At 34.6% G+C, this 14,260-nt stretch carries 13 protein-coding genes; 7 read left to right on the plus strand and 6 right to left on the minus strand.

Translation table 11 applies throughout. The annotated features are described in order from the left end of the window. Positions 1–303: 303 nt before the first annotated feature. A complete protein-coding gene (locus C6H08_RS09780; protein ID WP_034579067.1) occupies positions 304–3,027 on the plus strand; it encodes a TonB-dependent receptor in 2,724 nt (907 codons plus the stop codon). 98 nt (positions 3,028–3,125) lie between these two features. On the opposite strand, the gene C6H08_RS12640 is transcribed toward C6H08_RS09780, so the two are convergent. Continuing rightward, a complete protein-coding gene (locus C6H08_RS12640) occupies positions 3,126–5,432 on the minus strand; it encodes a tRNA uridine-5-carboxymethylaminomethyl modification enzyme MnmG/GidA (protein WP_034579068.1) in 2,307 nt (768 codons plus the stop codon). Positions 5,433–5,500: 68 nt separating this feature from the next. On the opposite strand from C6H08_RS12640, the gene C6H08_RS09790 reads away from it, so the two are divergent. Together C6H08_RS09790 and cmoA are read left to right on the plus strand one after the other, a co-directional pair. Then, a complete protein-coding gene (locus C6H08_RS09790; protein ID WP_034579070.1) occupies positions 5,501–6,286 on the plus strand; it encodes a phosphatidate cytidylyltransferase in 786 nt (261 codons plus the stop codon). Between the two features lie 111 nt (positions 6,287–6,397). Then, complete coding sequence (cmoA, locus tag C6H08_RS09795; RefSeq protein WP_080732171.1) at positions 6,398–7,324, plus strand: carboxy-S-adenosyl-L-methionine synthase CmoA; 927 nt, start codon at positions 6,398–6,400, stop codon at positions 7,322–7,324. Between the two features lie 387 nt (positions 7,325–7,711). Here the strand turns inward: cmoA and C6H08_RS09800 are convergent, their stop codons facing one another. Next, on the minus strand, positions 7,712–9,730 hold the full coding sequence (locus tag C6H08_RS09800; RefSeq protein ID WP_034579072.1) for a dynamin family protein: 2,019 nt from the start codon (positions 9,728–9,730) through the stop codon (positions 7,712–7,714). Between the two features lie 150 nt (positions 9,731–9,880). On the opposite strand from C6H08_RS09800, the gene C6H08_RS12090 reads away from it, so the two are divergent. From C6H08_RS12090 to hemJ, 3 genes are all read left to right on the plus strand, one after another. Then, positions 9,881–10,504, plus strand: coding sequence for a class I SAM-dependent methyltransferase (locus C6H08_RS12090; protein ID WP_080732218.1), 624 nt, complete (start codon positions 9,881–9,883; stop codon positions 10,502–10,504). Then, positions 10,468–11,049, plus strand: a complete 582-nt coding sequence (locus tag C6H08_RS12095) for a ubiquitin family protein (RefSeq protein ID WP_233708558.1) — start codon at positions 10,468–10,470, stop codon at positions 11,047–11,049. The genes C6H08_RS12090 and C6H08_RS12095 overlap by 37 nt, the downstream gene beginning before the upstream one ends. 297 nt (positions 11,050–11,346) lie before the next feature. After that, complete coding sequence (hemJ, locus tag C6H08_RS09810; protein ID WP_052092872.1) at positions 11,347–11,808, plus strand: protoporphyrinogen oxidase HemJ; 462 nt, start codon at positions 11,347–11,349, stop codon at positions 11,806–11,808. Positions 11,809–11,962: 154 nt separating this feature from the next. On the opposite strand, the gene C6H08_RS09815 is transcribed toward hemJ, so the two are convergent. The 4 genes from C6H08_RS09815 to C6H08_RS09820 all read right to left on the minus strand — a co-directional run bounded on the left by C6H08_RS09815 (position 11,963) and on the right by C6H08_RS09820 (position 13,354). Continuing rightward, on the minus strand, positions 11,963–12,238 hold the full coding sequence (locus tag C6H08_RS09815; protein WP_052092874.1) for a toxin-antitoxin system YwqK family antitoxin: 276 nt from the start codon (positions 12,236–12,238) through the stop codon (positions 11,963–11,965). Positions 12,239–12,351: 113 nt separating this feature from the next. Beyond that, positions 12,352–12,498, minus strand: a complete 147-nt coding sequence (locus C6H08_RS11380) for a hypothetical protein (protein ID WP_158656861.1) — start codon at positions 12,496–12,498, stop codon at positions 12,352–12,354. Between the two features lie 323 nt (positions 12,499–12,821). Continuing rightward, a complete protein-coding gene (locus C6H08_RS11385; RefSeq protein ID WP_158656862.1) occupies positions 12,822–12,977 on the minus strand; it encodes a hypothetical protein in 156 nt (51 codons plus the stop codon). A 44-nt stretch (positions 12,978–13,021) separates the two neighbouring features. Continuing rightward, positions 13,022–13,354: an LPD3 domain-containing protein gene (locus C6H08_RS09820; RefSeq protein WP_158656863.1), complete on the minus strand. Its 333-nt coding sequence runs from the start codon at positions 13,352–13,354 to the stop codon at positions 13,022–13,024. Between the two features lie 442 nt (positions 13,355–13,796). Between C6H08_RS09820 and C6H08_RS09825 the strand changes: the two genes are divergently transcribed. Beyond that, on the plus strand, positions 13,797–14,126 hold the full coding sequence (locus tag C6H08_RS09825) for a PBECR3 domain-containing polyvalent protein (protein WP_034564182.1): 330 nt from the start codon (positions 13,797–13,799) through the stop codon (positions 14,124–14,126). Positions 14,127–14,260 lie beyond the last annotated feature (134 nt).

Consider the following 14,260-nt stretch of genomic DNA (forward strand, 5'->3'; position numbering starts at 1 on the left):
TATTTGTCGTTTCGATATAACCTATAGTCTGCAAGAAACTTTGTTGCTTAGAGGGGGGGGGGGGGTGAGCAGTGCTGTTTGTGTTTTTTTGGAAGTTTAGATACTTGTCATTGTATGTCGCACTTTCACATAGGTTCTCTCCAAAATTATAACACTTAGAACTTCTTTTTTTTTATTGCGCTTCAACATGCTATGCAGTTGTCTTATCATGCTTAAAATAATAACAATTTGCATAATTTTAAGTATACATTAATATAATAATAGGAATAATTCCTTTTTTGAATTAACAATAAAGGGATTATTATGAAAGATTCTATAAATAAGTGTTATATCATAGTTTTAGCTTTAATGTATCTCACACATGCAAAAGAGAGTGGCGAGACAATACCACAAGATAAAAACTCAAATAATACACAAGAAGTTACACATAGGCTCAATGCGGTTGTTACGACTAATAGCAGATTAAAAACTTATCAAAGTGGCTCAAGGATTAATAAAAGCGTTCTAGATTCTAATCCTAGTGGCAATGGTGATATAACCTCGATATTAAAAATACTTCCTAATGTGCAATTTGATAACGCACAACTAAAATCTACCACACCCGGTGAGATTGACCCTGCAAATATCAGCATTAGTGGCGGACTTTTCTATCAAAATAACTTTCAGCTAGATGGCTTTAATATGAATAACGACTTAGATCCTGCAGGCTCACAAGGTAGCAATCCAGTTGCAGCTAATGCGCTTCCGGGTAGAAGTCAAGGTTTAAACATTGATACAAGTCTTTTAGAATCTATTCAAGTGCAAGATTCTAATATCTCGGCTGCTTATGGTGGCTTTACAGGCGGTGTTGTGGAGGCAAATACAAAAAAACCTATAAAGAAATTTGGTGCAAATGTCAGCTATCAAATCTCACAGGGAAATGCCGCTAACGATAAATTTTCACTTACAAATTATCATATTTATGAGAGTAACTCGCAAAGTTATGAAAATTTTCTTAACTCAACTTCAGCAAGCGCGCAGCCTAATTTCATAAAACATGCAATCCGCTCAAGTATAGAATCTAAGTTTAACGATAATGCTGGAGTGATTGCAAGTTTTACAACTATGCAAAGTTTTATCCCATTGAATGCTTATACATCAAGTCAAAATGGCACGACCACAGATAGCTCGATAAAAACGCAAAAGCGACAAAGCTACAACTTTTTTATCAAAGGCTATTATGACATTGGAGAAAATATACAAATAGAGAGTAGCTATGCGTATGCACCGCAATATAATGAATATTTTATTGTAAATACGAGAGATTCTGACTTTTACTTGCAAAGTGGCGGACATCAATTAGGAGTAAAGACAACTTATCAAAATGAATTAGGCGTATTAAACGCACAAAGTAGCTTTAACTATATGGAAAACTCTCGCAGTGGCAGTGAGCAGCACATGAGAGGCTGGAGATATAGCAGTGATAAAAATTGGAATCCAAATGGCAATCAAAGCGAGGGCGGTTATGGTAATGTTAAGACTTCACAGACAAAGCTTGACTTAAGAGTTACACAGCAGTTTGAGCCGCTTAGTCTAAGCTTTTGGGAGAATGTCTTTAATGTCGGTATGGATTTAGGCTATACTTATGCATTGTATGAGAGAGCAGAAGATACGCTATTTAGCGGTTCTGCTTTTACAAAACCATTAAAAGACAATGAAATATGTAATGAAACTTTTTGGTGTTCTAATGGTGTTGTGGATATAAATAAGATTTCAACAAATCAAAAAAATACATGGACAAATAACAAAGGACAATATATGTATAAGGCTACACTCTATAAAGCTGGAAATATTAATCTTTCCAATGTCAATACAGCAATGTTTGTGGAAGATTCTATGAAGTTTGATTTTAAATCTTATGGTGATTTGCTTGTGCGTTTTGGTATAAGGCTTGATTATGATACTTATATGAATAAAGCTCCGATAGCCCCACGACTAAGTCTAGCCTATATCGCCCCATGGAATCACGACTTAAAAGATTTTGCAACAACATTTAATTTTGGAGCAAATCGCTATTATGGAAGAAATCTTTTCACCTATGTCCTAATGGATGGACGATCAAGCTTAGAATATACCCTTGAGCGTAGTAGCTATACACAAAGTTGGAATGATGCAAAAAAAACGCAAAATAAAAATGATACAAACTTTTCACAGCTAAAAGTCCCTTATGCTGATGAGCTTATGGCTGGAATCTCACAGCAAATCTATATGTTTAATTTGAGTGCGAAATATATCCATAGATTTGGACGAGATGAGATAAGAAGGGCTTGTAAAGACCCACAAGGCAATATAAGCACACGCAATTGTAGTAGTAATGTGGCAGGTCTCACAAAGGATTTGCGATATGTATATACAAATGATGGACGAAGCGAAACAGATGTGGTGAGTATAAGCTTACAAAATAATCGAATAATTGATACATTTGGCATAAAGCATCAATATTTATTTGCATTTGATTGGACTGGAGTTTATCGTAATTATACGGACTATACAGACATTTTAACCAATGGGGAATTAGCAAATCAATGGATAAGCTATGATGGCAAACTCGTGCGTTATGCCGATAGACCTGCAGAAAACTTTGTGCGTCCTTATACTTTGCGACTGAATCTTACACATACTTATGCTTTCTCACGCTATAAGTGTTTATGGAATAATTTTTTCCGCTATCGTGCGGGATATAATACAATGGCAAGTGCTAAAGAAACGGATAAAGATAGCTTTGTAATCGATGGAGTTTTAACAAAAGTAGATACTTTTAAAGCCTTTATGATACCGGGTGCATTTACTTGGGATATGCGTTTAGGTGTGGAGTTTAACATGGGAAAAGGTAATATAGCCTATGTGAATCTCGATATTTTAAATGTGTTAGATTCAAAAAATATTGCTATCGCAAGTGCTAGTTTCTCTACTACTGCTGGGACTACCGCCGTGCCTGTTTATGAAGTAGGACGACAATTCTATATCCAAGGGGGATATAGGTTTTAAGGTTTGGTGTTATGATTTGGAAGTTTTTGTTTTAAAAGATGTTTTACAAAACAACCAAAAAGAGAATTATGTGAAAATATCACAAACACACTTCCCCACTATTTCTCTTTTTGTCGTTTATGATACAAAGCAATGTGAAGTTCTAGCACCTCAAGGCTTGCGGGTGTGATACCGCTGATTAGCTTTGCTTCCTTTAATGTCTTTGGCTTTGCTAGAGTTAGTTTCTCTATCACTTCAAGGCTTAAGCCTGAAATCCCTTCATAGCTAAAATCTAGCGGAATCTCTACATGAAGATTTCTTTCACTTCGTTTTATTTGCTCACTTTGCTTTTCAATATAGTTTTGATATTTCGCATGGATTTGGAGTTGCTTTAACGCTCTAGCGGATAAGCCACTAAATCGCGGGTCTAGCTTACGCATTTTTGTAGGTTTCATGCTGTCTCTACCGAGTATTAAACCAAAATGGCATTTATTTTGGAATCCTTCTTCACCTATGCGGGTTAATCGCTCAAGGTTTTGCTTATTTGGCGTATAAGATTCACTAAGTATTGGCAAATGCTTTTCTATATTTTCTAAATCGACTTCAAGCTGATTTAATATCTCTTCATCAAGCAAACCTAGCTCACGCGAATAAGGCAGCATACGAAAACACGCATTATCTTCACGCAAAAGCAAGCGATATTCCGCCCTGCTTGTAAAGACTCTATAAGGCTCATTTGTCCCTTTTGTAACTAGGTCATCAACCATAACGCCGATATAGCTTTCTTCCCTTGATAGCACTAAAGATTCTCTCTTGCTTTTTCCTTGTGTATAAAGCAAACTTAGGGCTGCATTAATCCCTGCTAGAATCCCCTGTGCCGCCGCCTCTTCATAGCCTGTTGTGCCATTAATCTGTCCTGCTAGATATAGGCTTTTTACAATCCTAGATTCTAAAGTGTGAAAAAGATTTGTAGGCTGACTATAATCATACTCGATAGCATAGCCATAACGAGTAATAATAGCATTTTCTAAGCCTTCAATTGAATGGATAACTTGCTCTTGCACTTCATAGGGCAAACTCGTTGAAAGTCCATTTACATAATATTCCCCAGCACTATAAGTCTGTGGCTCTAAGAAAAGCTGATGACGCAACTTATCTCTAAAGCGATTAATCTTATCTTCAATGCTAGGGCAATAACGTGGTCCAACGCCTTGTATCTGCCCTGTAAAAAGTGGAGCACGATAGAAGTTCTCTTCTATAATTTTATGTGTTTTCTCATTTGTATATGTAACAAAGCAAGGCAACTCTTTTGGGCGGAAATAGCCATGCTTCATACGCCTTTTAAGATATTTTGAGATGATATTCTCACGATTATAAAGCAAATAATCATGCGTTAAAAGGCTAAAATATGGTGCTTCAGTATGGCTTGTGATAAAAAGCTGTTTAAACTCAAAACTATCTGTTTTATTGCTACTCTCTTGTGAATCTTGTGTAAATTCTTGTTGTAAGATCGTGTTAGAATCTTCATTTGCCTGAAAGCTAAGATTTTTTTGCACGAAATGCTGAAACTTACTCCATTCTTGTAAGCTTGTATGCTCTAATGCGTTTCTAAAGAGTGAATCTTGTTTAGTTTGTGTGCTATCGTGTGTTACCTTTTGACTAGATTCTGTATTGTGCTTATTTATGCTTTGATATTCATCGGTTAAAAGACTTGCTGTTTGTAAATCGCTAAGATTATGCAACTCATCATAATGCGCGTCTCCATAATGTTTCTCAAGTGTTGTATGATTGATACTAGACCCAAGTATGCGGGGACAAGTGCCTGTTTTTAACCTTGAAAGCGGAATATTTAGTTTTTTTAAACTCTCGCTTAATTCATTGCTACTTATCTCACCAGCACGACCATTTTCACTTTTATTTTCACCAATATGGATTAAACCTTTAAGAAAAGTGCCTGCTGTAATGATTATCTTTTTAGCAAAAAACTCTTTTTGTATGCTAAGTTTCACACCTATGGCTTCTGTCTTTTCTTCTTTCGTTTGAGATAGAATCTCTATGACATTGCCTTGTGTTACATGTAAATTTTTTGTATTCAGCAAAATATCTCTTGCATGTTTGCGATATAAATCCATATCAATTTGTGCTCTTGTGCCACGCACTGCCGGACCTTTTGAGGCATTTAAGATTCTATATTGAAGTCCGCTAATATCAGTGATTGCCCCCATAAGCCCACCAAGGCTATCTACTTCTTTTGTGAGATGTCCTTTACCTAAGCCGCCTATTGCTGGATTGCAACTTGCAAGGGCGATATTATCGATTAAATGAGTAATGAGTAGAGTTTGTAAGCCCATTTTCGCACAAATATGACTCGCTTCTACACCAGCATGTCCGCCGCCAACTACAATTATGTCGTAATTATTTCTCATTTTTTTGTCCTAATATATGTTTTTTCTAGTAGAATTATAACACCAAGTTATCAATATGGAGTGTCGTTATGGTTAAGAAGTTTAAGGCTGTTATTATGCAGGATTTCAAGCGTTTTTGGAGTGGTGTTGCGATGATTATCTGTCTTGCCATTGTGTTTTTTATCAATGATATAACGCTTACATGGGGGCTTTTAGGTGTGCTATATCTTATCGCATTTTTTGAAAGCACAAGGCTGTATCAAATTAGCTTTCATGTATTAGGATTATTGCTTGCTATCTTAATTTGGGTTGGAATCTATTATAGCCATGAGGCACTTATTGTGGCACTTTTTGGGCTTTGTATCGCTTCATTAAGCATTGTTGCAAGTGAGAGTAATCCAAAGTATGCCCTGCCTTTCATCTATCCTACGCTGCCTTTTGTAGCCCTTTTTGTATTATATGCAGAGCATGGTGTGGGCTATCTTATTTGGCTTATTGCGGTTGTGGCTTTGGCTGATATTTTTGCCTATTATGGTGGTAGGCAGTTTGGCAAAACAAAGCTTTGTGCGGCTTCTCCAAAAAAGACTATTGAGGGGGCTTTATGCGGACTTGTAGGTAGCATTATGATTGGCTCTGTGGCGGGTATTGGAATCTTTGGCGGCTTTTATCTGTCCTTACTTGCAAGTGCTATTGTCGTTGTTATCTCTATCATTGGCGATCTTTTTGAGAGTGCGTTAAAACGAAAAGCGGATTTAAAAGATTCTGGTTCTATTCTACCCGGACATGGTGGTATCCTTGATAGAATGGATGCGATTTTATTTGGCAGTATTGCTATGCTTATGTGCTTGTCGTTTCTTAAAATGTATCAAGTTTAGCTAATGCTTATCGCATTTTTGTATAAAAGCTAAGAATTGCATGTGATATTGAATGTAGGTTACTCTTTTTTATGTTTCAATAGGCATATTATTAAAAAATAAAAGGTAAATATGGAATCTAAAAACACCAAATCTCAAGCAACGAATGAAAAAGATTCTAAAAAATATAGTGAAATCTCTACTAAGACTCAAAGGACATGGGATCTAGATTCTAAAACAAGCACTTGTCATATTGAGCGTAGCGAAATATCTCACACAACCCACAAGGGTTTAGATTCCATAGAAAACATAGCACAAAAAGATAGAATCTTTTTGCAAGACTCCACACAGCCCATGCCAAAGTTTGAATTTAACGAAATGGTAGCAAGTGTGTTTGATGATATGCTAGAGAGATCGATCCCCTTTTATGATGAGGTGATGAATCTTGCCATTTTCTTTATAAGAGAGTATTTACAAACCATACAAAAATCAAGTGAAATCCCAGTAATTTATGATCTTGGCAGCTCAACAGGCAATCTATTATTAAGACTCGCAACAAACCTAGAAGAATGCAAAATTAAGGCGCATTTATATGGCATAGATAACGCCCTAGCTATGGTTGAAAGGGCACAACTAAAGAGTGCTGCTATGGGCTTTAATATTCACTTCTTACAAGCAGATTTTCTTACATTTGACTTCAAGCCTACGCATGTTTTCCTTGCCTTTTATACTATGCAGTTTGTGCGTCCATTGCAAAGAAAAGACATGATACAAAAGATTTATAATTGTTTGAATGAAAATGGAATCTTTTTGTTTGCTGAAAAGGTGATTAGCGATGATTCTAAACTAGAAGCACAAATGATTGAGTGTTATTATAACTATAAGGCAAAGCAAGGCTACACACATAAAGAAATCTATAAAAAGCGTGAAGCCCTAGAAAATGTGCTTGTGCCTTATAGCGTGAGTGAAAATTGCACTATGCTTAAGTCTTGTGGATTTAAACATGTTGAGATTCTATTTAAGTGGGTGAATTTCACACTTTTTCTCGCACGAAAATAATTTGTGTTTTTAAGATTTCTGAATCTTGCATTCAATGTTTTATATCCATGCAAAATTTACAATATTCTAAACGACTATTTATCAATACAAACTCTTTGTAATATGCAGAACAATAAGATTCTATAAGTAATATCAAATATTAATTTAAATAAAAAAATAGTAATAATTCTTATTTTAATTTATTTTTAAGTTTTCTTTTGTTATACTTTCAAGCGTAATCATATTACATGATTATGTGTTCTTACAAAAAAGGTTTTCCTTTGATAGTTTTGGGTTAAATTAAGAACATTCTTTCACATTATCTTCCTTTAAAGAATAAGGTGGGTTATACCATCTTATACTCGTTTTTCACAAGATTTCGTAGTTTTTTGTTAGGTTTTATAAGTATTAGTTTTTATTGTTATGATTTTTTAGCTCTAGCTCACATTTTTCTAGTATTGCGTATTTTTGCTTATTTGTATCTATCCATGATTGTATGACTTTGTATTTTTCTTCATAGACTTTTGTTAGGTTTTGTTGGATTTGCCAAAATGTCTTTTTGTATAAGGGGAAATTTAGACTTAGCTTTTCTTGATAAAGTGGATAGTGTAAGCCTAGATTGATTAAATCTCGCACATTCTCTAGTGTTGGGTTATAAAGTGGCAGGGTATCTGGGTTTGTTTTATGTTTTGTGAGTGCATTTTCTACTTCAAAGTGAAGCTTTTGTAAGCAAAGCATAATTGTATTTTGAAAGTTTAGATTTAAGAATTGTGCTAGATTTGCTAACTCATTTTGTAAGTTTTGCACACATTGTGAAAGTGTAGCTTTATAGTCGTTTGTTATCTCGCTATCTAGCACTTCGATTCTAAAATGTCGCTCGATTATGCCATCACTTACCGCCATATCGCTAGAATAAGCAAGGCTTAAAGACTGCAGGGCATTCTCTCGCCATAGCTCCAAGCTATCACAAAGCTCCGTTTTTTGCGTATCAATAAAGGTGCTAAACTCACTCCCAAATTCACTTAACATAAAGCCTAGCTTTCTCATCTCTCTAGCATACATGTTGTCATTATTGCATAGCTCACTCATAAGCCTTTCTTTTGGCAGGACATTGACCTCTTTTGTTTGTGTAATTTGAGATTTCATACCAATAAAGTTCTTTGTCTCTCGCATGATTTCAAAAGGCTTTAGCTCAAAGCTATTAAAGATTTTTTGTGCTATGGAATCAAATTGTATCTCAAGATTCCCAAAAAGTTTTTGAAAGCTCTTTTCTAAATCGCTTTGCAAGGCATTAAAATGTAGCTTTTGCGTGAATACATTAAGTAGCGAGTAAAGCTCTTTATATGCCAGATTGATTTTATGCAATTTCCATTTTTCTCTCACAATAAGTGTGCGTAAATCCCGCAAGATTCTATAATCTTTTGCTTGCATGGCTTTTGGACGGATCGCATTGTAGATAAAGTCTAACACCGCACCGATATTAGAATCTTTAAAAAGTTCTTGTGCCTCTTTATTGTTAGAATGTAGATTATGTGTCGCATTTTCACCATTAGATTCTGTATTATAGCTCGACAAAATGCCCGTGTGAAAGAAACTTTCACTATTTTTTTGTGCTAAGTTTATAGAATCTAGGGCTTGTTTTGCCGATATGGCAATCACTTCTTCAAAAAAGCCCTCAAACGCCCTTTTTGCATACTCAATACTTGTATTAATCTCTTCTTCACTTTTTAATCTATCTTTTTGATTTAGCACGCATAGGCTTTTGTGTGCATATCGTTTGACATGGGTTTGCAGAATCTCTTTTTCACTATTTTTGCCGACATTATCAATGAGTGTAAGCCAAATGATACCATCAACAGATTCTAGAATCGTATTTGTCGTTTCTGTGTCGCTTTCATTCTGTGAGTTAAAGCCGGGCGTATCAAGGAAGCTAACCACTTTTAAAAGCTCAAGTGGCACGAATAATTTATAATATGAAATCTTTAGATTCTCTATCTCATCGACCTCACCTAGATAGCTAATAGGCTTATTTACAACCGCATTGTTTTTGTAGTGAATCTCAAGTCCTACTTCATCACCATAAGTAATCTCACACACTTTTGCCGTAACAGGCGTAATGCCGCTAGGCAGTATCTCTTTACCTAAAAGTGCGTTTAAAAAAGTGCTTTTTCCGCTACTAAACTGCCCAATAATTGCTACTTTCATCGGTTTATCAATGTCTTGTAAAAGGCGATTTATAATAGCTTTATTTTGTGAATGCAAGGGAGTGCTTTGCGTGAGTGCATATCGTGTTTGTATAATGAGTGGATAGAGTGGATTACTACTTTGTGAATCTTGCATTTTTGCTTGTAAGCATTCTTGTATAAAAGTCTCAAATAAGGAATCATTAAGGGCTATATTGTTTTGATTTTGTTGTGCTTCATTCATAACCATGCCTTGTATCTGTGCTAAAGTTCAATGCAATTTTATCAAAAGTTTTTAGTTTTTGTAAGCTTTGAGCGTGTTTTCTGATGCTAAAGAATCTACTTGTTGTATTTTGATATAATAACACATTTTAATTTTATCATAGGAGATATTATGGATACGATACCTTACATAGACAGAGAAGAATGCGTGATAACAAAAGATTGCGATTTGGAGATTCTAAATAGTGAATCTTATCCTATATTTTGTGGTTGCTTACCACATGATGATTTGGAATCTGATATTATTGCTACACAAACCTTTGCAATATCAAAATCTGGTGTCATTCAGCTAAAAAGGTTAATCCCGCTTGATATGCTATATCAATACGGACATGACGCTGGGTCTGTTGGAAGTCTTTGGGATTCTCATCATAAAGAATTTGGGGAATTCATCATGCAGGCACAACCCAAAAAAGTCTTAGAAATAGGCGGTGGACATTCTAAACTAGCCTTGCATTGTTTGCAATATGAAGAAAAACTAGAATGGAATATCATAGAGCCAAACCCGACAACCAAAGATAATCGCATTGTGTATATAGAATCTTTTTTCACAAAAGAGATTCTAGAACAAGGCGATTATGATACAATCATCCATTCACACACTTTTGAGCATATTTATGACCCACATAGTTTTCTAGCAGACATTGCTGCTACTAGCATTGATGCCACTTGCATTGACACTACGGGGGGGGGGGCAAGATGCTCTTTTCTGTCCCAAACATGCAAAAATGGCTAGAAAATAAATGGACAAATACCCTAAACTTTGAACATACGATTTTACTCACTGAAGCAGTGATTGACTTTCTACTTACAACACATAAATTTAAGATTCACAAAAAACATTATTTTGGCGACCATAGCATTTTTTACTGGACACAATATGACAAAACACTGACAGATAAACCCATATTGCCAAATGAGTATCAGCAAAACAAATCTCTATTTTTAAACATGTATGATTTTTATCACGCACAGATTGCAAAGCTTAATGCAAGATTAGAATCAACCAATAAGAAAGTGTATCTCTTTGGGGCACATCTTTTTTCACAATATCTTCTTTATCATGGATTACATTCACTTAAAATAGAAGCGATTTTAGATAATAATCCAAACAAGCAAAACAAACGACTCTATGGCACAAAACTTCATGTATATTCCCCGCAGATTCTAGCAAGTACAGACAATGCTCTTGTAATCTTAAATGCGGGTGCGTATAATAATGAGATTAAAGAATCTTTGAATACAATGAATAATAAGATAGAAATCATCATGCTTGATTAGCTTTGTAGTATGCCCTAAGTTGCATAAAATCTTGTTTGTATGCCATTAAAGATTCTAAGTGTTTGGCTGTGTAATTTATTATATATTTGCCTTTATACGATAAAAGCTTCACTTTGTTTTGTAATAACATGTGAAAATCTATGGTTATATGTGGAATGGAATTTTAAATAATACAGAATCTTGGGATAACTAGATTTTTAAATCACTAGAATCTAAGTTTAGAAACTTAGAGAAAGATTTTAACACACATAGATTTTACATATTTATCTTGCAATCTAAGTTTTATAAAGGAATGTTATGCTACTAGAATCTTTTAGATACACGCTGGCTGAGTATTATTTGTATCTCAAAGTGTTTCACATAGTTTCTATTATTACATGGATGGCTATGCTGTTTTATCTGCCGCGTTTGTTTGTGTATCATGCAGAGCGGTATGAGAATGCTGGGTTTAGAAGTGTAGTCGAGCTGCAAGAGAAAAGGCTGTATTATGCTATCGGTTATCCTGCTATGATCGCTGTTTTAGTGAGCGGCTCTTTGATTACACTAGCCTTGCCCGGCATTATGCAGAGTGGTGGTTGGATACATGCGAAATTTACACTTGTTTTATTGCTTTTAGTGTATCATTTTCTATGTGGATTCTATCGTAAGAAGCTTTTAGTTTCTCGTTGTAAAAGCGGTAGATTTTTCCGTATTTTTAATGAGATTCCAACTTTATTTATGGTTATTATTGTATATCTTGTTGTTGTCAAGTCGTTTTAGAATCTATAAGCTTTCGTATTTATAGGAATTTAAGCATAGAATGTGGCTTTTTCATGTTGCCTAGCGTTATATTTATTTAACTTAATTATATATATTGCTACGACTTCTATCGCTTAAAATTTGAAAGTATCTAAACTCAAAGTCAAGCTACAATCTAAAGATTAGGCAAACATATTTCATGCAAAAAGACAGAGAAAGCAACTGAAGTTTCACTTGTCTTTAGAGTAGATACTTCTTCACCTGTTAGCGTTTTGCCATTATGACATTTGCCGCTTATATAATTATTATTTTGTGCGTTTATTGTGGCAAGTAGCTTTTTGTCTTCTGTGTAGTATTTTAAAACTCCGTGTATTTCATCGTTTAAATATGGTAATTCTGCTTGCAAGTTCCCATTTTCATAATATATTTTGTGATACCTTTTGCCTATCATTTGTGTATGGTATTTCCAGATAAAGCCCCCCCCCCATTTTATAATAAATTTTCTGCACGCCTTCTATTTCATTGTTTAAATATGGCGTTTCTGATTCTAGATTTCCAACTTCTTTAGCTATTTCTACGCAATGAGTAGTTTATAGCAATATGTTCGCTTAAGTCTTGTATATCCCCCTTTTTTAAGCTTTGCTTGCAACTTGCCAAATGCCACTTAAAACTGGACTTATTTACATCTAGCTCTTTAAAATCCAGTTTCATTAGCTTTGCCTCTCAATGTGTTGAATGATAGATTTTCTGCATGTTTAGCTGTATTTTTAAAAGACTTGTCTTTAAAGTTGTTTTTTAAAGCTGTGTTGTAACTTCTTGTATTGTATCTATATCTTTTGCGTGGGTTTTTAGCTTATCGGATTTTGCTCATATCATAAGGGTGTGGAAAATCTTGTATCATTTCATTGTATTTTTTAGGGATTGCTTGATCAAAATATTGCTTTTCTAGCTGAATTACTCCATCTGGCTTCAATACATGATGTCAATACTCTTTATCTGGTTTCTTAACTATTTGCTATTTGTTGCTTCACTTCTTAGATTTTTGTTTGCAACGCTGTAGGTTGTGGATTATCTTGTATAGCATCTTTTATGTTTTGCGGTATAATGTCGCTATCGGTTTTAGCAATATTAGCGTTTGGACGCACACCATCACGGGTTACTTGAGCTTTTACCGCTACTTCTGTTTGCATGTGCGGCGAACTTAAGGAAGTAGGATTCTCTAAGTTTTCTAACTCTAAAGTATAAATTTTATTATTGCCTTCCTTTTTTCAAATAATGTAATTTTTGCTATCGCTTCCTTACCATTGACATTTATATCTTTTGTAAACCTATGCACTTGAATAATATTATCTCTATTTTTGTAATCATTATGCGATTCTCTTTTTGTAGCATTTTCATAAAGGTTTTTTAGGTCTTGTCCCACCCTGTAATGCTCATCTATGGTAAAGCCATTTGCAACGCTTTTATCCACTGCCTTTTTGCTTGATATTTTGTTGCGTTCTGTTTCTGTTATTACGCCTTTTAGCCCTGTTTCTTTATTAACTATCTCTTTATTTATGAGCTTAATACTTCTTTTAAATCATTTCTTAATTCTCTTATTCCTTTTGACTCTTGCGTTGTGTATGTAAAATTAGAATTTATTTCATTTCTTAGATCTTTTTCTTTCGTATTGTCATTTTGAGCCATAGGCGAAAAATCTTTATTGGTATGGAAAGATTTGGCTTCGCCTCGAAATGACAGGGAAGTTGTTTCGCCGTTCTGAGAGATGACTACAAATCTATTAAAACAAGCGCAAGATAAAGCAAATACTGCTAATCTAAACGCACAGAATTCACAAAATAAACAAACATAACAAAATATCGGCAATGCTATCAGTGTGGGCAATAATGTCTTATCTATGCAAACAAACCAAAATACACTATCACAAGCTAACAATACAACACTACAAACAAATACAAACACTACGCCTACACAAGCAAAGACTTTTAATGAAGAAATAGCCCTAAGTAGTGATTAGGCATGGTGATGAGATTGTTGAAAAACAAAAAGGGCAAAATGCGATTAATGTTGATGAAATCTTAACATATTATCCTGCCATTACAAAGCCAAATAATCACGATTTACGCATAGTGCAAGATAATGGAAATATTTTTTATGCTAAACAAATCAATGGACATTTTATCGCAATAGAAGAAGTATTGACAGGTAGAAATAAAATAAAATTTGTAACTGCGTGGAATATCAATGGAAGCTTAAATGATAAGATGATTAAAAAACTAGGGCTACCCCATTACCTACGACAAACAGGTGTGTCTGCAAGAGCTAAAAACTCAACTTAGACCGAACTCTAAGCGGGGAATCAGAACACGAATACTCCTAGTTGCTGGGATTATACCATACAAAAAGGTAAAAGTTTATAAAAAGATGACAAAAAAGGATTTAACATGTTAGACACAAAAAATCTCACTCTAAA

Origin of the sequence: Helicobacter bilis, from assembly GCF_900198365.1 — a bacterium.
GTDB classification, from domain to species: Bacteria; Campylobacterota; Campylobacteria; order Campylobacterales; family Helicobacteraceae; genus Helicobacter_A; species Helicobacter_A bilis_B.